The organism is Pseudomonas sp. HP_14, assembly GCF_055283875.1.
In genome coordinates, this window is sequence record NZ_JBTOQI010000003.1 from 91,087 (window position 1) to 110,303 (window position 19,217).

The 19,217-nt window shown below is 54.9% G+C and carries 16 protein-coding genes; 2 read left to right on the forward strand and 14 right to left on the reverse strand.

Annotation, left to right across the window (positions count from 1 at the left end; all coding sequences use genetic code 11):
- Positions 1 to 4: 4 nt before the first annotated feature.
- The 9 genes from ccoG to ccoN (ACYASS_RS03650) all read right to left on the reverse strand — a co-directional run bounded on the left by ccoG (position 5) and on the right by ccoN (ACYASS_RS03650) (position 8,751).
- A complete protein-coding gene (ccoG, locus tag ACYASS_RS03610; RefSeq protein ID WP_463585122.1) occupies positions 5 to 1,417 on the reverse strand; it encodes a cytochrome c oxidase accessory protein CcoG in 1,413 nt (470 codons plus the stop codon).
- 358 nt (positions 1,418 to 1,775) lie between these two features.
- Entirely contained in the window at positions 1,776 to 2,744 is a 969-nt protein-coding gene (gene ccoP / locus ACYASS_RS03615; protein WP_463585123.1) for a cytochrome-c oxidase, cbb3-type subunit III, read from the reverse strand.
- Positions 2,741 to 2,929: a cbb3-type cytochrome oxidase subunit 3 gene (locus tag ACYASS_RS03620; RefSeq protein WP_463585124.1), complete on the reverse strand. Its 189-nt coding sequence runs from the start codon at positions 2,927 to 2,929 to the stop codon at positions 2,741 to 2,743. Before ACYASS_RS03620 ends, ccoP (ACYASS_RS03615) begins: the two co-directional genes overlap by 4 nt.
- 5 nt (positions 2,930 to 2,934) lie before the next feature.
- A complete protein-coding gene (gene ccoO / locus ACYASS_RS03625; RefSeq protein ID WP_463585125.1) occupies positions 2,935 to 3,543 on the reverse strand; it encodes a cytochrome-c oxidase, cbb3-type subunit II in 609 nt (202 codons plus the stop codon).
- The gene (ccoN, locus tag ACYASS_RS03630; RefSeq protein WP_243245893.1) at positions 3,543 to 4,985 is read right to left on the reverse strand and encodes a cytochrome-c oxidase, cbb3-type subunit I; all 1,443 of its coding nucleotides are present in this window, start codon (positions 4,983 to 4,985) and stop codon (positions 3,543 to 3,545) included. Before ccoN (ACYASS_RS03630) ends, ccoO (ACYASS_RS03625) begins: the two co-directional genes overlap by 1 nt.
- Before the next feature lie 568 nt (positions 4,986 to 5,553).
- Positions 5,554 to 6,504 carry a cytochrome-c oxidase, cbb3-type subunit III gene (gene ccoP, locus ACYASS_RS03635; RefSeq protein WP_463585126.1) on the reverse strand — a complete coding sequence of 317 codons (951 nt, stop codon included), beginning with the start codon at positions 6,502 to 6,504 and terminating at the stop codon, positions 5,554 to 5,556.
- Complete coding sequence (locus ACYASS_RS03640) at positions 6,501 to 6,704, reverse strand: cbb3-type cytochrome oxidase subunit 3 (RefSeq protein ID WP_243245890.1); 204 nt, start codon at positions 6,702 to 6,704, stop codon at positions 6,501 to 6,503. The genes ccoP (ACYASS_RS03635) and ACYASS_RS03640 overlap by 4 nt, the downstream gene beginning before the upstream one ends.
- A gap of 3 nt (positions 6,705 to 6,707) precedes the next feature.
- Positions 6,708 to 7,316 (reverse strand): cytochrome-c oxidase, cbb3-type subunit II, encoded by a 609-nt coding sequence (gene ccoO / locus ACYASS_RS03645; RefSeq protein ID WP_122666322.1) that lies wholly within the window; start codon positions 7,314 to 7,316, stop codon positions 6,708 to 6,710.
- A gap of 10 nt (positions 7,317 to 7,326) precedes the next feature.
- On the reverse strand, positions 7,327 to 8,751 hold the full coding sequence (gene ccoN / locus ACYASS_RS03650) for a cytochrome-c oxidase, cbb3-type subunit I (RefSeq protein WP_463585127.1): 1,425 nt from the start codon (positions 8,749 to 8,751) through the stop codon (positions 7,327 to 7,329).
- Positions 8,752 to 8,840: 89 nt separating this feature from the next.
- Here ccoN (ACYASS_RS03650) and ACYASS_RS03655 point away from each other — a divergent pair, with 89 nt between their 5' ends.
- Positions 8,841 to 9,530: an alpha/beta family hydrolase gene (locus ACYASS_RS03655; protein ID WP_463585128.1), complete on the forward strand. Its 690-nt coding sequence runs from the start codon at positions 8,841 to 8,843 to the stop codon at positions 9,528 to 9,530.
- Here the strand turns inward: ACYASS_RS03655 and ACYASS_RS03660 are convergent.
- The 3 genes from ACYASS_RS03660 to ACYASS_RS03670 all read right to left on the reverse strand — a co-directional run bounded on the left by ACYASS_RS03660 (position 9,527) and on the right by ACYASS_RS03670 (position 14,953).
- Entirely contained in the window at positions 9,527 to 9,991 is a 465-nt protein-coding gene (locus ACYASS_RS03660) for a hypothetical protein (RefSeq protein WP_463585129.1), read from the reverse strand. The two genes, ACYASS_RS03655 and ACYASS_RS03660, sit on opposite strands and share 4 nt — an antisense overlap.
- Before the next feature lie 109 nt (positions 9,992 to 10,100).
- Complete coding sequence (locus ACYASS_RS03665; protein WP_463585130.1) at positions 10,101 to 13,049, reverse strand: hypothetical protein; 2,949 nt, start codon at positions 13,047 to 13,049, stop codon at positions 10,101 to 10,103.
- 68 nt (positions 13,050 to 13,117) lie between these two features.
- Positions 13,118 to 14,953 (reverse strand): hypothetical protein, encoded by a 1,836-nt coding sequence (locus ACYASS_RS03670; protein WP_463585131.1) that lies wholly within the window; start codon positions 14,951 to 14,953, stop codon positions 13,118 to 13,120.
- A gap of 1,115 nt (positions 14,954 to 16,068) precedes the next feature.
- Here ACYASS_RS03670 and ACYASS_RS03675 point away from each other — a divergent pair.
- A complete protein-coding gene (locus ACYASS_RS03675; RefSeq protein WP_463585132.1) occupies positions 16,069 to 17,526 on the forward strand; it encodes an autotransporter outer membrane beta-barrel domain-containing protein in 1,458 nt (485 codons plus the stop codon).
- Positions 17,527 to 17,639: 113 nt separating this feature from the next.
- Here ACYASS_RS03675 and ACYASS_RS03680 read toward each other — a convergent pair whose 3' ends face one another.
- Both ACYASS_RS03680 and ACYASS_RS03685 read right to left on the reverse strand, forming a co-directional pair.
- Positions 17,640 to 18,062, reverse strand: a complete 423-nt coding sequence (locus ACYASS_RS03680) for a hypothetical protein (protein WP_463585133.1) — start codon at positions 18,060 to 18,062, stop codon at positions 17,640 to 17,642.
- 425 nt (positions 18,063 to 18,487) lie between these two features.
- Positions 18,488 to 19,153: an ADP-ribosylation factor GTPase-activating family protein gene (locus tag ACYASS_RS03685; protein ID WP_463585134.1), complete on the reverse strand. Its 666-nt coding sequence runs from the start codon at positions 19,151 to 19,153 to the stop codon at positions 18,488 to 18,490.
- Positions 19,154 to 19,217 lie beyond the last annotated feature (64 nt).

Genomic DNA, 19,217 nt, shown 5'->3' on the forward strand with positions numbered 1-19,217 from the left:
CTCTCTAACGAACTTGCGGGCCGATAAACCGGCTCTTGGTTTCTGCGTGAGCGTCGCCGTCTGCATCCTTGAGGATGAAGATCACCTCGTTGGTGCTCGATGGCAGTTTTTCGGGCGCGATGGACAGCTCGACCGGCATGCTGAAAATTTCTCCGGCAGGCACTCTGAATTCACGACGACCCTGCAGTTTCAGGTCAGGCAAGCCGGTGGCATCCAGCACGTAGGTGTGATCCACCTGGTCCTTATTCATCACTTTCAGGCTGTAGACGTTCTCGATTCGGCCTTCGGCGTTTTCCCGGTACAGGACGCGGTCCTTGCTGACGTCAAAGCCGACCAGCGAGCGCATGAAGAACGCCGAAGCCAGCAACCCGATCATTACCAGCAGCACCGCCGCATAGCCGATCAGCCGCGGTCGTAACGTGTGGGTGACCTGACCGGAAAGATTATGCTCGGTGGTGTAGCTGATCAGGCCGCGCGGGTAGTTCATCTTGTCCATGATGCTGTCGCAGGCATCGATGCAGGCGGCGCAACCGATGCATTCGACTTGTAGGCCGTCACGTATGTCGATGCCGGTGGGGCAGACCTGCACGCACATCGTGCAGTCGATGCAGTCGCCCAGACCTTGTGCCTTGTAGTCCTGTTCTTTTTTGCGTGGGCCTCGTTTCTCTCCACGGCGTGGGTCGTAGGACACGATCAGGGTGTCCTTGTCGAACATCACACTCTGGAAGCGCGCATAGGGGCACATGTAAATGCACACTTGCTCACGCAGCCAGCCGGCGTTGCCGTAAGTTGCCAGGGTGAAGAAGCCAATCCAGAAATACGCCCAGCCATCCGCCTGCCCGGTGAACAGCTCAGTGACCAGATCGCGAATCGGCGAAAAGTAGCCGACAAACGTCAGCCCGGTGGCGAAACCGATCAGCATCCACAGGCTGTGCTTGGACAGTTTGCGCACGAACTTGTTGGCGCTCATGGGGGCCTTGTCGAGCTTGATACGCTGGTTGCGATCGCCCTCGGTGACCTTTTCGCACCACATGAAAATCCACGTCCAGACGCTTTGCGGGCACGTGTAGCCGCACCACACCCGGCCCGCGTAGACAGTGATGAAAAACAGGCCGAAGGCGCTGACGATGAGGATGCCCGACAGGAGGATGAAGTCCTGCGGCCAGAAGGTTGCGCCAAAAATGTAGAACTTGCGCTCCGGCAGGTTCCACCACACTGCCTGATGTCCGCCCCAGTTCAACCAGACGGTGCCGAAGTAAATCAGAAACAGCAGAGCGCCGCCGAGCATGCGCAGATTGCGGAACAGACCGGTGAAGGCGCGGGTGTAGATTTTTTCTCGCGAGGCGTAAAGGTCGACCGTCTGATTGTCTTTATTGGACGGCGGGGTGACGTTGACGACAGGAATGTTGTTGCTCATCAGAGTGTCCCACGGCAGTGGAAAAATGCCTCAGCCAGTGCATGCCGACCGGGTCAGTAGCGTGCCGTTCATAGCGGCAATGATACGCCAGCAGTCCGGCGGTGGTGCGTATCAGGTGTGCCGGATCGCGACGGATCTTGGTGCAAACAAGTGTAGAGCGTGATGATCCGGGTCAATTGACTTGTAAGTTAAGAGCATATTTTGTGTGGTATACGATCTCCTGTGGGAGCGGTGCTTGCCCGCGATAGGGATGGACGCGGTTCACTTTAGATCGCATCCGGCCCTATCGCGGGCAAGCCCGGCTACCACACAAAGTGCATTTCAATTCTGAATCACATGTCTGCAACATGCATTGACGCTACTCAGCCTTCTCCCCCTGCGACAAGCTGTAAACATACGCCGCTAGGATATGCACTTTGTCATTGCCCTGAATCGCTTCCTGAGCAGGCATCTGCCCCTGGCGACCGTAACGGATGGTCTGCTGCAATTGCGCGTAGCTTGAGCCGTAGATGAACGCGCCTGGATGAGTCAGGTCTGGTGCACCCAGTGCTTGTGTGCCTTTGCCTTCCGGGCCGTGGCAGGCTACGCAGGTGGTTGCATAGATTTTCTGACCAGCGACCGGATCAGCTTTGGCGTCTTCCGGTAATTTTCGACCGCCCAGTACGGTCAATACATAGGCCGAAACGTCACGTACGCCTTGTTCCTTGATTGCCTCGCCCCAAGCAGGCATCACCGCATGTCGGCCGCCCATGATCGTGGCTTTGATGGTTTGCGGCTCACCGCCCCAGCGCCAGTCGGCGTCGGTCAGATTGGGAAAGCCATAAGCGCCTTTGGCGTCGGAGCCGTGACACACCGAACAGTTGGAGGCGAAGAGGCGGCCACCCATTTTCAGGGCCTGCGGATCCTTGGCGACTTCTTCGATGGGCATTGAAGCAAACCTGGCGAAGATCGGGCCAAATCGCGCCTCGGAGCGTGCCATTTCCTTTTCCCACTCGTGCACGCCGGTCCAGCCGGTCTGGCCGTCGGAGAATTCGATTTGCTTCTCGGTGTTCACGTAACCGTAGCCCGGCCAGAGGCCTTTCCAGTTACCCAACCCGGGATATAGCACCAGATAGCCCAAGGCAAAAATGATCGTGCCGATGAACAGCATGAACCACCATTTGGGCAGCGGGTTGTCGTACTCCTCGATTCCATCGAAGGAATGGCCGACGGTTTCTTCCGTGGCTTCGTCGCGCTGGCCCTTGCGGGTCGACAGCAATAACCAGGTCAGGGCGAAGATGGTGCCGAGGGTCAGAACGCTGACGTAGAGACTCCAAAAGGTACTCATTGCTTGCTCCCGGAAGCTTTTTCCTGTTCGACCTTTTTGATCGCTTCGGGGTCGTCCGCGAAGGGCAGCAAGGTTGCGTCGTCAAACTCTGACTTGCGTCGGGGGCTGAACACCCAGAGCGCCAGACCGATAAAGGCCACCATCACCACCACGGTGCCCAGGCCACGAATCATCCCGATATCCATCAAGATCACCGTTTGCTTTTGATGATGGTGCCGAGGCCTTGCAGATAGGCCACCAGTGCATCCATTTCGGTTTTGCCTTTCACGGCGTCCTGCGCGCCGGCGATGTCTTCGTCGGTATATGGCGTGCCGAGAGTGCGCAAGACTTGCATTTTTTTTGCGGTTTCCTTGCCGTCCAGGCGCTTCTCTACCAGCCACGGGTAGGCAGGCATTTTCGATTCCGGTACCACGTTGCGCGGGTTATACAAGTGCGCCCGGTGCCAGTCATCGGAGTAACGTCCGCCGACCCGCGCCAGGTCGGGTCCGGTGCGTTTGGAGCCCCACAGGAAAGGGTGATCCCAGACGCTTTCGCCCGCGACCGAGTAATGGCCGTAGCGCTCGGTTTCGGCACGGAAAGGACGGATCATCTGCGAGTGGCAGCCCACGCAGCCGTTGGCGATATACACGTCGCGGCCCTCGATCTCCAGCGCGGTGCGCGGCTTCATGCCTTCCACCGGCAGGTTGGTCACGTCCTGGAAAAACAGCGGGACGATTTGCGTCAGCCCGCCGATGCTGACGGCGATAACCATGAAGAAGGCCAGCAGGCCAATGTTCTTTTCGAGAACTTCGTGCTTCATCAGTGAGCTCCCACAACGGCGATCTGTGCCGCAGCTTCAGCCTCGGTGGGGTCCGAAGCACGTACGGTACGCCAGACGTTGTAGGCCATGAACAGCATGCCGCTGGCAAAGAACGCGCCGCCGACCATGCGCACGATGTAGCCCGGATGACTCGCCTGCAGGGCCTCGACGAAAGAATAGGTCAGCGTGCCATCATCGTTGATGGCACGCCACATCAGCCCTTGGGTGATGCCGTTGACCCACATGGACGCGATGTACAGCACTGTGCCAATCGTGGCGAGCCAGAAGTGCGCATTGATCAGGCCGATGCTGTGCATCTGCGGTCGACCGAAGACTTTGGGAATCATGTGGTAGGTCGCGCCGATGGAGATCATTGCCACCCAGCCCAATGCACCCGCGTGAACGTGGCCGATGGTCCAGTCGGTGTAATGGGAGAGGGCATTGACCGTTTTGATGGCCATCATCGGGCCTTCAAACGTCGACATGCCGTAGAACGCCAGGGACACCACCAGAAAGCGCAGGATCGGGTCGGTGCGCAATTTATGCCAGGCGCCGGAGAGCGTCATCATGCCGTTGATCATCCCGCCCCAGCTTGGCGCGAGCAAAATGATCGACATCACCATGCCCAGTGATTGTGCCCAATCTGGCAGGGCGGTGTAGTGCAAGTGATGCGGACCTGCCCAGATGTACAAGGTTATTAGCGCCCAGAAGTGCACGATGGACAGACGATACGAGTAGATCGGACGCTCAGCCTGCTTGGGCACGAAGTAATACATCATGCCGAGGAAGCCGGTGGTCAGGAAAAACCCCACCGCATTGTGGCCGTACCACCACTGAATCATGGCGTCGGTGGCACCCGCGTAGGCTGAGTAGGACTTGAACAGGCTGACCGGTAGCGAGATGTGATTGACGATATGCAGCATGGCGGTGACGACGATGAATGCACCGTAAAACCAGTTGCCGACATAGATATGTTTGGTCTTGCGCTTGACGATGGTGCCGAAGAACACAGCGCCATAAACGATCCAGACAATCGCCAGCAAAATAGCGATCGGCCATTCCAGTTCTGCGTATTCCTTGGTGGTGGTGTAGCCCATCGGCAAGGTGATGATGGCGCTGAGGATGACTGCCTGCCAGCCCCAGAATGAAAACGCGGCCATGCCATCGGAAATCAGCCGGGTCTGACACGTGCGTTGCACGACGTAATAAGAGGTGCCGAAAAGAGCGCAGCCGCCGAACGCGAAAATTACCAGATTGGTGTGCAGCGGTCGCAGACGTCCGAAACTGGTCCACTCCAGGCCCAGGTTCAGCTCTGGCCAGACCAACTGCGCGGCAATGAAAACGCCAAGCCCCATGCCCAGGATGCCCCAGACCACCGTCATGACGGCGAACTGGCGGACCACCTTATAGTTATAAGCGGTCGGACTGATTGCTGTGCTCATTATCAGGTTCCACGGTTTTGACTATTTATTAGTATGAAAACCGACGCAGACATGCTCTGCGGCCGTTTCAGGCAAATTCCGACGCGAAGCGTAAAGGAAAAACCTGTCCCGGTGGACAGAAAGTTACTGGAGGGTACAGGGCGGGTGAAATTGACTGCGTGAGTGACGGACATTTGCGGCATGCCGGGCACTAAGAACAGCCCTGGTTCGTCTGGCCGTTCAGCGTCTGCAGAGCACGATGTCGGACACGTTCCTTTCACTTGGCCTGTGGCCAGCCATCGCCAGTCCACTAACAGGCAAGCTTAGTCCCGAAAGACGGGAGAGGAAAGGGTGGAGGTCGCTTAGCTGGAATGCTATCCCCTGTGGGTGCTTGCCCGCGATGCAGACACCGCGATTTTGCAGGTGAACCGAGTTGCTCTTATCGCGGGCAAGCACCGCTCCCACAGGGATAGCATTCCAGTTCAAGATCTGTGTACTGCTGAATAAGGGAAAGACTGCTCAGTAAAGGGACCACCGCACCCTGTTGCAGGGTGCGGCGTTGAAGGGGTCCACAATGTTGCTCTATGTGCTACTGCGCTGCTTTAACCTTGTCGACGGGTTGATCAGGACCCTTCGACAGGCTGTAAACATAAGCGGCCAGCAGCTGTACTTTGTCATTGCCCAATAAATCGGCCTGAGCAGGCATATGACCTTGGCGACCAAGACGAATGGTCTGCTGCAACTGCGCCAGGCTGGTGCCGTAGATGAAACCGCCCGGCTGTGTGAGGTTTGGAGCGCCCATGACTTCGGTGCCTTTACCCGTTGCGCCATGACAGGCTACACAGGTAGAGCTGAACACTTGCTGTCCGGCGGCCAGATCCGCCTTGTCATCGGCGGGCAGTGGCAGCCCCGCCAGTGAGTGGCGCACGTAAGCTGCAACGTTCTTTACGCCTTCCTCGCCGATGACCAGTCCCCAGGCTGGCATGGCCGCGACCCGACCCGCCATGATGGTGGTCTTGATCGTGTCGGCAGAGCCGCCCCAGCGCCAGTCGTTATCCGTCAGGTTCGGGAAGCCGTAAGCGCCTTTGGCGTCCGAGCCGTGGCAAACCGAGCAATTGGAAGCAAACAGACGGCCACCCATTTGCAGCGCTTGCGGATCTTTGGCGACTTCCTCCACTGGCATGGCCGCAAATCGGGCAAAGATCGGCCCGAAGCGGGCATCGGCCTTGTCCATTTCCTTCTGCCATTCGTTGACGCCGGTCCAGCCGTCTTTATAGCCGGGCGCGATGCCTTTCCAGTTACCCAGGCCCGGATACAGGATCAGGTAACCGACCGCGAACACCAGCGTACCGGCGAACAGCATGAACCACCATTTGGGCAGCGGGTTGTCATATTCCTCGATGCCATCGAAGCTGTGCCCCATGGTCTGGTCGGTACTGCCTTTGGTTTCGCCCTTGCGCGTGCCAATCAACAGCCAGGTCAGGCCGATCAGGCTGCCAATGGTCAGCACGCAAATGTAGGTGCTCCAGAAGGTGGTCATGGCTGTTTACTCCGCACAACAGGCTGCTCTTTTGAAAGTTGCTCGATAACGGGTTTCGGCAAAGGCTCGTCGGCGAACGGTGCGAGGCGGGCTTCGGCGAATTCAGCGTTGCGTCGACTGCTGAACACCCAGAGCGACAGACCAATGAATGCAATGGCCACGACCAGAGTGCCGAGGCCGCGTAGATCTTGAATATCCATGGCTCACCTCTTGCTCTTGATCGCAGTGCCGAGCACTTGCAGGTAGGAAACCAGCGCATCCATCTCGGTCTTGCCCTTGAGGGAGGCAACCGCACCGCTGACATCGTCATCGGTGTAAGGCACGCCCAGAGTGCGCATGGCCTTGATCTTGGCTTCGGTGTGGCTGCTATCGACTTGCTGTGTGACCAGCCACGGATACGCAGGCATTTTCGATTCCGGCACGACATTGCGCGGGTTGTATAAATGCGCACGGTGCCAGTCATCCGAGTAGCGTGCGCCGACTCGTGCCAGGTCCGGGCCGGTGCGCTTGGAGCCCCACAGGAACGGATGATCCCAGACGCTTTCGCCCGCCACCGAATAATGGCCGTAGCGTTCTGTCTCGGCGCGGAACGGACGGATCATCTGCGAATGACAGCCCACGCAGCCTTCACGGATATAGATGTCGCGGCCTTCCAGTTGCAGCGCGGTATAAGGCTTCATGCCTTCAACCGGTTTGTTGGTGACGTCCTGAAAGAACAGCGGGACGATTTGCGTCAAGCCGCCAATGCTGACGGCCAGCACCATCAGAATCATCAGCAGGCCAACGTTTTTCTCGATAGTTTCATGTTTCATGGCGAGCTCCTCAGGCCATCTGCGCAGCGGCGGCAGCTTCGACAGGGTTGGAGGCCCGCACGGTGCGCCAGGTGTTGTAAGCCATCAGCAGCATGCCCAGCAGGAAGATCGTGCCGCCTGCCAGGCGCACGATGAATCCGGGATGGCTGGCCACCAGTGCTTCGACGAAGGAGTAGGTCAAGGTGCCGTCTTCGTTAACCGCACGCCACATCAGGCCTTGGGTGATCCCGTTGACCCACATCGACGCGATGTAGAGCACGGTGCCAATCGTGGCGAGCCAGAAGTGCGCGTTGATCAGGCCGATGCTGTGCATCTGCGGGCGGCCGAAGACTTTCGGGATCATGTGGTACAGCGCGCCGATGGAGATCATCGCCACCCAGCCCAGAGCACCGGCGTGTACGTGGCCGATGGTCCAGTCGGTGTAGTGGGAGAGGGCGTTGACGGTCTTGATCGCCATCATCGGACCTTCAAAGGTCGACATGCCGTAGAACGCCAGCGACACCACCAGAAAGCGCAGCACCGGATCGCTGCGCAACTTATGCCAGGCACCAGAGAGGGTCATCATGCCGTTGATCATGCCGCCCCAGCTGGGCGCAAGCAGGATCAGCGACATCACCATACCCAGTGACTGTGCCCAGTCTGGCAGGGCGGTGTAGTGCAAGTGGTGTGGCCCGGCCCAGATGTACAGGGTGATCAGCGCCCAGAAATGCACGATGGACAGGCGATAGGAGTAAACAGGACGTTCGGCCTGTTTCGGCACGAAGTAGTACATCATCCCCAGAAAACCCGCCGTCAGGAAAAAGCCCACTGCGTTGTGCCCGTACCACCATTGCACCATGGCATCGGTTGCACCGGAGTAAAGCGAGTAGGACTTGGTCAGGCTGACCGGCAGTTCCAGATTGTTGACGATGTGCAGCACAGCAACAGTGAGGATGAACGCACCGAAGAACCAGTTACCGACATAAATATGTTTGGTTGTGCGCGTGGCCACGGTGCCGAAAAACACGATGGCATAAGCCACCCAGACAATTGTGATCAGGATGTCGATGGGCCATTCCAGCTCGGCGTATTCCTTGGAACTGGTGTAACCCAGCGGCAGGCTGATGGCCGCCAGCAGGATCACCAATTGCCACCCCCAGAAGGTGAACGCTGCCAGCTTCGGCAGGAACAGCCGGGTCTGGCAGGTCCGTTGTACCGAGTAATAGGAACTGGCGAACAGCGCGCAGCCGCCGAACGCGAAAATTACCGCGTTGGTGTGCAGTGGACGCAAACGACCGAAGCTCGTCCAGGGAAGATCGAAGTTCAATTCAGGCCAGACCAGTTGGGCGGCGAGAAAGACGCCGAGGCCCATCCCGACAATTCCCCAGATCACCGTCATAATGACGAACTGGCGGACCACCTGATAGTTGTAGGCGGTACTGTTAGTTGTGTTCATTTAGTTATATTTCCCATCCAGGCTAGGTCGGGGCGTTACGCGCAGGTTTAGCGCCGGTTATTGGCAGACTCATCAAAAGCGAGGCAAGCATGAGCATTGGGCAAAGTGCCGGTATTGACGAAGATCAATGCGCGCAACTGGCAAAAGACCACGGCTGGTTATGGAATCAGGCGGTTACAGCCACACGAAGCGAGCCTTTGGCGACGCTGATCCTGGCTCACGGGGCAGGCGCACCGATGGACAGCGATTTCATGGACGACATGGCTGAGCGCCTTGCCGGGCAAGGCGTCAACGTATTGCGCTTCGAGTTTCCGTACATGGCCCAGCGGCGGGTCGACGGACGTCGTCGGCCGCCTAATCCGCAGGCACAGCTGCTCGAATGCTGGCGGCAGGTGTACGCCAGCGTGCGACCTCATGTCACTGGATGCCTGGCCATTGGTGGCAAGTCCATGGGGGGACGCATGGCCAGCCTGATTGCCGATGAACTGGAAGTGGATGCACTGGTCTGTCTGGGCTATCCGTTCTACGCAGCGGGCAAACCGGAAAAACCCCGGGTCGCCCATCTCGCTGAGTTGAAAGCCAGAACGCTCATCGTCCAGGGCGAACGAGATGCATTGGGTAATAAAGAAACTGTCGAGGGTTATGCCTTGTCCGCGGCGATTGAATTGCTGTGGATCCCTACCGGCAATCACGACCTCAAGCCATTGAAGTCGGCGGCCGTCAGCTATGACGAGTGCCTGGCTGAAACGGCTCAGCGTATTGCCCAGGTGCTGAGCTAGAACGTCTTGCAGTCCAGGTCGAAGGCGCCATCAGTGACTGAAAAATTGATTGCCGAAATGCTGAAACTGAACTCACCCCGCAAACGTGGGGCGCAGCGGTCGACTTCCAGCAGCGTCAAATGGCCGTCCTGAAAATGCGCTGAGTGATAGATCAGGCTTTTGAAGTGCGGCGTCTGGTTGTAAACGAAGTTGATTCGCGAGTTACCGACAATGTCATAGGTGCCAGGCAGTAGGTCGCGGTCGAAAAACAACCCGATGCTGACGCGCTTGCCACCGACCTTGCCATCAGCGATGACCTTCCAGATCCAGTGGTTGGGTCTGGTTCCCAGTTCCGGACGTAAAGTCGACCCGGCCAGCACCGACCTTACAACCAGAGGCTGATGATTGACCGTAGCCCGGAATTCGCCGGGGCTGAATCGCATTGACGCGATAGACGGTTCGGAAAAACCGGACGTGTTCATGAGTGTGCTCTGCGCAGGTTCAAGGGATGTCGCAAAGGGAAAAGAGCGCCGCCATCTCGACGACGCCCGAAAAGTGAAATGGGGTCCACTGAACAGCCAGTGCCCGGCTTCAGCGGATCGCTACCCCCAGCGAGGTGTTGTGGTACTTGAGCTTGTAGTTGGAGCCCGTCACCAGGTTTTTCACGAAATACCACTTCATGCCGACCAGATTTTGCGCTGCAACCGTCGATGACCAGTAATTGCCATTGCCTAGCGGCCACTGACTGCCGAAGGTATTGAAAATCTGATTCAACTCGTCACTGGATGGGAGCCGTGCACCTTTGGCCGCCGCCGCGTCATTCATCTGAGCAAAGCTTCCGCTGCCGAGGCCCAGACAGTGAATCACCCCGGTCACCGATACCTGATAACTGGCGGTCTGACCGCGAGCATCCGTCACCGAAATCGTCGCGGTGCCTTTGCCGCGTACAGATGTCATACCGGTTGCATCGACCTGTGCCACCTGGCTATCGCTCGACCGATAGGTATAGGGCTCCAGCCCGCCACTGGCCGTTCGCCGCACCGTGGTATGAGGCGGGAACGAAGGAAGAAGCTCCGGCGAGGCGGGGATCAGATAAACCTTGCCGTTCAGGGTTACCGGCGAGGTATCGAACTGAATGCCTTGCTGGACTTGCATCCACAAAGGGGCCGACACCACCGCAGTGCCCGCTCGCGTCACGGTATAAGTCGCACTCGCGGACCCGCCGATGCTCTGGACGATATAGGCCTTGGGGATATTGAACTGCAACTGCGCGTCAGCACCGATCACTTGCGCTGGCGTGTCGTAGCGGCTGGTCCCTTCCCAACGAACAAACACACTGTCGCCGCTGCTCATGTCGGAGTAACTGAGCCGCACTGTCGCGCCTGATTCGGGGATATTCGACGGGGTGAGAAGCCCATCGGGGCCGACGGTGTCCATGGTTGGGGCGGGGAGGCGGGTGGGGGTTCCCAATACGTTTAATCTAAGTGGAACGGAGTTCTGTACGATGCCTGACGCTCGGCGAACGGTGTAGGTTGCTTCGATATGACTCCCTGCATTGGCTTCAACGATCACTTTTGAAAATACAACCGACAGCTCTTTTTCCTCATCAGCAGTTGTGACTACCTTTTCTTTAGTATCTCGCGCCTTGGGACCTGTAATGCTAAGCAGAACGTAATCGTTTAGTTTTAAATTTGCGCTGGCGGCAACCACGAATGTTGCGCCGTTGACAACATCAACTGGCGCCAGAGTTTCACCCTTGGCTTCTTTAATTCGTGGCTTTGGCAGTGGCCCCATTACCGTTTCCTTAACGATGAATGAGCGTTCGCGTGATGTATATTTTTGATTGCGGCGCTCTACCTCGTACCACACCCTGACCTGAGTATTGATGCTGGCCAAAACGACGCTCTTCAAGACCCTGAAAACAATCTCACGATTTACCGTTCCGCTATTTATGGTCGTGTAGGTACTGAAGTCTCCCTCTGGAGAACGGCCAATCCAGTGAACGACAACTTTATCGCCGGCCTCCATTCCGTTGTAGGGTTGGATACGAACTTTAGCCTCCAATACCAGATCCGTGGGATCAAGTATACCTTCAGCGTCTACGTGATCAACAGCAGGAGCAGGCAACGGAGCACTGGTGTCATGGCTCACACTCAGGTCCAGCACCGGTGATTTGAAAAAAGCTCTCATGAACGTATTGACTGTGTAATACACCTGCACTGAGCCACCGGCCAACACGCTAATTTTATCCTGGGGTATTCGAAACGCCAGCACCTTACCAATATCATCACGGTTTAGAGTCCTGAGCTCTTCGTGCATTACATTAGCGCCGCCGGCAGTTTTACCTGCCCATACGAGTGTGACGTCATTACCGTCAGCCATGAAGTAGTAGGGTGGAATTAGCGCAGAGACATTTCGCGATGCGGGGTCGAGGACGTTCTCATTAGCCGCGGGTATAGTTGGCGGTTGTAATTGCTGAGGTTCACCAATAATCGTCAGGGACAAGCTTTTGGAACGAAGCATTACCCCCGTTGCTTTTTTAACCGTGTACTTAAGGCGCGCTCGACCTTGAGTAATAGGGATAAACTGTTCAAAAGGCAGTAAGAACTCAACAAAAGCTGACGGATTTTCTACCAGCTCGGTGGAGGTGTAAGGCTCCAGTTCAATGCCTTCAGCCGTGTTACGCTGGATGACAAGTGTCACTTCGTCTCCGAGAGCGATTTGCGGGTCAGGGACCACAAGCGCTTGAACGGATGCTCCTCCTAGTTTGTCGAGATCAAGTATCAAATTTGCTGCCTGGGGAGCCACTGGCGCAGGAAGACTAGAGTTACCCGCTTCAACTTCGGTATAGGCCGGTTGGGACCAGCGTGACCAGTTGTTCACCACGTCGCGAATTTCGTAACGTACATCTAGCATATCAGAGTCGCCAGCAGCTTCGATAACGCGCTCGGGTACGGGAATAACAACAGGCTTTCCGATGTTACCTTCAGATGTCAGTCGATGCGAAATCAGCTCTCCGCTCCATGACAAAGTAATGTTGTCACCCACTGCCATGTTTAGATAGGGGGAGACTGTCACACTCACGCCTTCCGGAGACGTAATGATTCCCGGAGGAAGAATAGCGGGTTTCAGTAGTGTATCGTTTTCATAGGGTGTACTAGGGTCAGGGTCTCTTCCGCCTGGAATAGCTAGCTTAATAATAACGTCCGTGGGTAAGGACGTTTCAGCAGTATTAGAGGGGAATGGGGTATAGGTGTATTGCACGCTTACGGTACCTTGATCAATAAATTGCGTGCCTACATATAAAGAAAAGATACCATTAGTGTCTGGCGTGTCGGGGGAGTGAGTGTAATGGTCTACGGGACCGTTGTGGGTCCCCCAATACAGATCGATACGATCTTTTGGATGCATATCAATGGGGCCTATTAATACTTCTAATGACTTGGTGGGGTCCGCAATGTCAACGTCACCAATCCCGCCTTCATTGTGACTAAGGATCGTGGGGGGCGGCAGTGCTTTTAAAATTTTATTTGTATTCATAATAAAGTCCGTTTAGGAGGAGGCAAGGGGTTCCCCTGCCTCTCAGTTACTGGTTCGGAAATATAGGGTTAACGATAATTACAGGTGTTGCCGCGTCGCATATCCACATAAGCGCTGGTTCGGCGCGAGTTGCCTTGGCCTTGGTCGCTTTGCACATGGAAATAGGCTTCGGCATGACCGTAGCAGTGTCTGATTAGTCGTTCACGGGGAACCAAAATGTTGTAGCCATTTTCAACCTCCACCCCAGTGAGCGGCGGCGAGGTGTGCGTCCATACAAATTTTTGTTCACCGCCTACCAAGTCATCGTAGGCTTCATAAGTGAAAACAATTGTTTGTCCTTCTTCGATATTCGTGTACGGCTTGATATAGACAGGTGCACCGTTGGCTGCAAGCTCTTCGTTAATCGCACCATTTTCGTTAAGCGCCGTGAATTGCGGCGCGTCCGGTCCATCCGCGCCCCCCGGCAGTTCGTCTTTGGACTGAACGATAATTCCCTGTTCTGGAGCGATGGAAGTGTTGGGGTTCCCCAAAGTCTTGACCGTGTAGTAAACCCGGATGTCATTACCGGTGCCGATAGGCGTGAATTTGCTGTTTAGCGCCGTCAGCAATAGTGGACGACCAGCAGCTACATCGGTATTGGTAATTCGATAGGACTGCTGCAGGACTTCTCGCCCTCCCCAGTAAATATCTATCATCTGGGAAGCCTGAAACCTATCATTCCAGTTAATGATGACAGTCGCATTCAGTTCAAAGTCATTGACGTCAATCAGGTTGTCTTCATCGTTGGGTGTGCTGCTCCCGCCTCGGACGGTTGCTTTATCCAATGTCCCTGGAACGGGTAGCTCCACGTTCACAACTACCTCAAGAGTTTGTGAGAACGCAACGAGATGGCTGTCACGGATAACATCATATTTAAGTTCACGAGGACCATTTCCTGCTCTTTCGATTGTCTCGTAAGGCACGTAAAAAAGTAGAACAAAAGGTTCCTCGAGATCTTCCGGAGCCACTGGATAAGGGCCTAACGACTGATTACCCCAATGAAGTACTATTTCATCACGCTCCACGATTACAGTGGACGATGGGATTTTGACTTCAACACTCTCCTTGGCATCGCTGTAATCGATAATCCCGTCATAATTTTCGATGACCGGCGGTAGTAGGTCTGGTGTAATGTCCGTCAGGAAGAGGGGGATCGTCACCTTCCGTGAGTCTGGGGAGGCATTGCCTGCTCGATCTGTCACAATATAAAAAGTAGCGCCGGCGGAGTTACCCAAGGATGTCAGAAATATTTTTTCAAACTTCACCTCGATAGGGGTGTCCTCCTCTTCGTCGCCGGTCAGGGTAACTTCAGGACCAGCCACAGTCCCCCAGTAGGTCTTGATGACGTCTCCTCTACTAAGTCCGGTATAGCCGAAAATTTTTCCTGTCAGCACATCACCCATTTCACTAAGCTCTGCCGCAGTCAGACCATCTTTAGCTTCGTCAGGAAACTCCATATAGCCAAGTTGATGAGCACCCGGCGGGGTGCGGTCCACAATGAGCGGCGTAATCGCAGAGTCACGTGTACCTCCTCCAGGTTTTGCCGTGACACGGTAGGTGAGGAGATACGGACCATCTTCTCTCAGTTCGTTATCTGTTGGAATCTCCAGCGTTAAAACGGATCCAGCGGGAGGGAGGGAAGTTAGTTGTCCGAGCTCTCCAATTTCTTTATCACCGAGCCTGAGTTGGTAGGTATCGTTAACCTTGGGATCGTCCCAAATAGGAAAACTAACGGAAATATTAGAGGTCAGGTCCTCTGTTTTGATTAGGCCATCCTCTGGGGCTGCAACGGGTACTTCAGGCTCGCGGAGTAAGTCATCCTGTCTTGGACGACGAGTGGTCAAGGAATGTAATCTATTACGCATGATAATCTCCATATATTATTGAAAGTCGATAAGCGTCGCGACGCATGAACCAAGCGGTCATGTCTCGGCTTATCCAAGAAAAATTTTGGGTTCTATAGACAGACCTCTCGATCTACCTGAGTTTTAACTAATAGTAAATTTCGCTTCGGGTCAATGGTTTGTAGGTAAATGTTTTTTACCTGTGCCTCGCCTGTTTGTGGTGAGGATTTGAGGTTCGATGTGGGACTGGGTAAATGAGGAAGGAGGTTCTTCAGTTGTAGGATTTCTTTTATATTTTATTAAGAAATTTCCTACAGTTATCCATGTTTCCGTTTCTGACGTAAGAGGATTCTCTGCCAATAATTGCCGTTCTTTATTGAAAGGGAATGGCGGTGAATGTTATGTGGAAGTCGAGGGTCCTACGTTGTGCCGGTTGGGGAGCATTTGCATGTTCATTTCCATGCTCTGCTGGAGCTAACACAGAGATACAAAGGCAGGAGATTGATAATGGATATGTTTTTATAAATTCGACCATTCTCCCTGATCATTATTCTCTTAAAAATCGCTCAATTTTGGTTTCTGATAATGCCACGCTAAAGAGCCTTCGCTCCAAAGATTCGAGGGTGTCGCTGAGGAATGGAACTCAGGTGCAAGGGCCGCTCAGGCTTGAGCATGGCAGTACGCTTGAGGTCAGCGGAAGCCTTGTAACTTATTCGGGTTCTAGTATTGCTCTGTATGTGGGAGAGGGGTCTAAGGGCATAATCTCCGACAGTAAAGTCGTGGGGGTAGGGTTGGCTCTGAGTGTTAATAAAGGGAGTGAGTTGGCTATCGTAAATACAACCGTCGAAGCGGACGGCGCTGTAGGCCTTCATACTGGTTGGGGGCTTGGGGTTTTTGGGTCGAAAGTGGAAGTTTCTGCCGGGAGCCGGATAGAAGGACTCGCAAACGGTATTCATGTGTCCTTGCCTGCGGCGGGTGAAGTTGACTATGTTACAAGCTATTTATCGATTAGTGATTCGCATGTTGAGTCCGATACTGAGTCGGCTATAAAGGTTGCGGGCCTTTATGGGCTAGGTGTAGTCGTTAGTATCGACGTTCTTGGTAACTCTACTATTGTCGGCGGCAATGGTAATTTAATGGAAGTTATAGATCACAGTACTGCCAACTTCAGCGTCGACAACAGCACCCTCAACGGCAACCTCGTCGCCGACACCACCAGCACCCTGAACGTTACCCTGCAACGCAATGCCCAACTGACCGGCAATATCATCAACAGTGATAAGTTGGCGATCAACTCCGGGGCGAGCTGGACACTGGCGGACAGCAATCAGGTGAACTCGCTGGCCATGAGGGGCGGACGGGTAAGTTTTGGTGAGGGGGCGTACAAAACTCTGACGCTGGGCGAGCTTTCCGGTCGTGGGGCTTTTGATATGCGGGTTAATCTGGATGAGCGTCAGGGTGATTTGCTGCGAGTCGAGGGGCTGGCTACCGGTAATCATGGCCTGCGGGTGAAAAATACTGGTGTTGAGGTGGTCGACCCTGATATGCAGCGCTTGCTGCTGGTGGACACCGATGGGGGTGATGCGCAGTTCAGTCTGGTGGGCGGGCGTGCGGATCTGGGTGTTTATTCCTACGAGCTGGAGCAGCAGGGCGATGACTGGTTTATCGTCGGCTCGGGCCGAGGCATCAGCCCGTCGACCCAAAGTGTACTGGCGCTGTTCAACGCGGCCCCGAACATCTGGAACAGTGAGTTGAACACATTGCGGAGCCGTATCGGTGAGGTGCGTGGCCATGAACAGGTCGGCGGCTGGATGCGCGCTTATGGCAGCCGTTTCAATGCCAGCACCGGTGATGGTGTTGACTATCGAAACAACCAGAGCGGCATGACCCTGGGTGCGGATGCTCCGCTGCCGGTAAGCGTCGGGCAGTTGTCATTGGGCTTGATGGCCGGATACAGCAAAAACGATCTGGCGATCGGGCAGGGCACCAGCGGCAAGATCGGCAGCTACTACGTCGGTGGTTACGGCACCTGGTTGCTGGACGATGGTTACTATCTGGACGCGGTGCTCAAGCTCAACCGCTTCCGCAACGAGTCCAAAGTGGCCATGAGTGACGGGGACAGGGCGAAGGGGAATTACCAGAGCACTGGCCTTGGTGGTTCGCTGGAATTTGGTAGAAACATCTCCTTTGCCGACGGCTATTTCCTTGAGCCGTATGCACAGTTTTCCAGCGTGTGGATCAAGGGTGACAGCTACGCGCTGGATAACGGTATGCAGGCGCGCAATGACCAGACTCAATCGGTGTTGGCCAAGGTCGGAGCGTCGGCTGGCCGTAGCATCATCCTCAAGGATGGCGCAGTGGTGCGACCTTACGTGCGACTGGCAGCCGCTCAGGAGTTTGCCCGCGACAACGAGGTCAAGGTCAACTCGACGCGTTTCGACAACGAGTTGTTCGGCTCCCGCGCCGAAGTGGGCGCCGGGGTTTCTGTGTCTCTGTCTGAACGTTTGCAGTTGCATGCCGACTTTGAATACATGAGAGGTCAGCATGTCGAGCAGCCATGGGGCGCGAATGTGGGGTTGAAGTTAGCGTTCTAATCTAAAAAGGCGGATGGAGATGGCTTGATAGAACCTAAGTCCTCCAAGCCCATTACACGTCTGTATGACCCCCGGCGAACCATCGTCGGGGGGGGGGGTGTTTTTATAGCCCGTCAGGCAGCATCTATCGGACTGCCTGGGCCGCGACCCGTACGTCTCTGCTTGGGCGGCGCAGGGTCGCTGCTGACGGTGACGCGTACGGCGGGAGAGGTGCCAATCAACTGCTGATCGCGATGGACCTCATAGTAGACATCCACCAGACCGTAGTGCAGATGAGCGATGAAATCGTAGCTGATGCACAGGACGCGTACTGTGCTGTCCTTATCGATGGTGCGTAAATGAATCTGGGTCGAGGATTTGTTCTGCCCCCAATAAAACACCAGGGTATCGCCCAGACGCATTTTCTCTGAGCCAGGAATATTGACATTGACTCCGGCATGAGCCTGTTCGTAGGTCACGGTATTAGGCTTGACGTGTGACAGCTTGGGGGCTTTCAAGTGTCTGGAGATGTTCAGTTCGGGATGCTGTATTGACACAGTGTCGTCCGTAACTTGTGGAAGTGGATTGATGGGCACGATTTTTAGTTTTAAGAGGTGCCCCGGTTCGGATGACGAGGGGTGGAGGTCGGCCGGGTCCATACGGGTGTTTATATTAAACGGTGCATTAATAGTGGGTACGTCATTCATCTTTTTCGTCCTGAATTATAGATGGGGTTGAGTTGTTATCCGGCTGTGGCGGTGCCTCCATGGCATTCATGGGGCGTATTAGAGTGTGTTGTGTTTGCAAGGTCAAGTCGGACGATTCTGATTAATAGCTAATACCGTTCGTAGTAGTGGTGATGTTTTTTGTTTTGTGAGGCGCGGCAAACTTGCGGAAATTTCATGCGGATTAACAATAAAAATCCTGCACGCAAATGCATGCAGGTTTTTTTACTTGTCACTCAAATGAATAGTACTTGCTGCTAGCGTTGCAGGGTCAGTTCAACTGACTGCGCCAGAATAGACCGGTTACCCGCTCTGTCAGTTACGTGGTAAGTAATATTTACCCTGTCGCTGAACAGACCTTCAAGAAATTCCTGGGTGAATGAAATTTCAACGGGTGTGGTGATGAGGTTTTCAGGCAGTACACGATGAATGGGGCCCAGGGTGCCATTGCAGACCGTCTGGATCAGGTCGCCGGTCTCCATGCCTGCGTAGCTTGGGATTTTTGCATTCAGGAAGTCCCCAAAGCTGACGCTTGCGAACATGGCAGGCGCCAGCAGAGCAGCGCCTGGGATGGTTCGATCAACGATCAGCGAGGTGGTTGCAGAATCACTACTCACGCCATTTTCGTTGTTGGTGGCTCTAAGGCCCAACCTGTAAATACCGTCATTCAGCAAATGTTCGGGATCGAGAACCATTGAAATAATATCCCCTGAGGTGTCGCTATCGGACATGGTCCAGATTACGCCGACCAACTCACCATTTAGCATCAGCTGTACGTAATAACCTGGGTGCATAAATTCCCAGAGGCGGAACTCTACATCAATAGGGTTGTTTAAAGTGCTCACCCGTAGCAGTCCGTCAACTGGATCGGCGGCGGGTACGAACGGGGTTGGAAGTCCGGTTTTGGTAATGTGTTTGCTCATTTTTTTTGATTCTCCAGATCACGCCTCTAATTCAGCACAACCATCAATTAATTAAAGTATTCAG

Bases quoted from the DNA above. Each gene is read 5' to 3' on its own strand.
- ccoG (WP_463585122.1), bottom strand. From the start codon at position 1,417: ATGAGCAACAACATTCCTGTCGTCAACGTCACCCCGCCGTCCAATAAA.
- ccoP (WP_463585123.1), bottom strand. From the start codon at position 2,744: ATGAGTACCTTTTGGAGTCTCTACGTCAGCGTTCTGACCCTCGGCACC.
- ACYASS_RS03620 (WP_463585124.1), bottom strand. From the start codon at position 2,929: ATGGATATCGGGATGATTCGTGGCCTGGGCACCGTGGTGGTGATGGTG.
- ccoO (WP_463585125.1), bottom strand. From the start codon at position 3,543: ATGAAGCACGAAGTTCTCGAAAAGAACATTGGCCTGCTGGCCTTCTTC.
- ccoN (WP_243245893.1), bottom strand. From the start codon at position 4,985: ATGAGCACAGCAATCAGTCCGACCGCTTATAACTATAAGGTGGTCCGC.
- ccoP (WP_463585126.1), bottom strand. From the start codon at position 6,504: ATGACCACCTTCTGGAGCACCTACATTTGCGTGCTGACCATTGGCAGC.
- ACYASS_RS03640 (WP_243245890.1), bottom strand. From the start codon at position 6,704: ATGGATATTCAAGATCTACGCGGCCTCGGCACTCTGGTCGTGGCCATT.
- ccoO (WP_122666322.1), bottom strand. From the start codon at position 7,316: ATGAAACATGAAACTATCGAGAAAAACGTTGGCCTGCTGATGATTCTG.
- ccoN (WP_463585127.1), bottom strand. From the start codon at position 8,751: ATGAACACAACTAACAGTACCGCCTACAACTATCAGGTGGTCCGCCAG.
- ACYASS_RS03655 (WP_463585128.1), top strand. From the start codon at position 8,841: ATGAGCATTGGGCAAAGTGCCGGTATTGACGAAGATCAATGCGCGCAA.
- ACYASS_RS03660 (WP_463585129.1), bottom strand. From the start codon at position 9,991: ATGAACACGTCCGGTTTTTCCGAACCGTCTATCGCGTCAATGCGATTC.
- ACYASS_RS03665 (WP_463585130.1), bottom strand. From the start codon at position 13,049: ATGAATACAAATAAAATTTTAAAAGCACTGCCGCCCCCCACGATCCTT.
- ACYASS_RS03670 (WP_463585131.1), bottom strand. From the start codon at position 14,953: ATGCGTAATAGATTACATTCCTTGACCACTCGTCGTCCAAGACAGGAT.
- ACYASS_RS03675 (WP_463585132.1), top strand. From the start codon at position 16,069: ATGGAAGTTATAGATCACAGTACTGCCAACTTCAGCGTCGACAACAGC.
- ACYASS_RS03685 (WP_463585134.1), bottom strand. From the start codon at position 19,153: ATGAGCAAACACATTACCAAAACCGGACTTCCAACCCCGTTCGTACCC.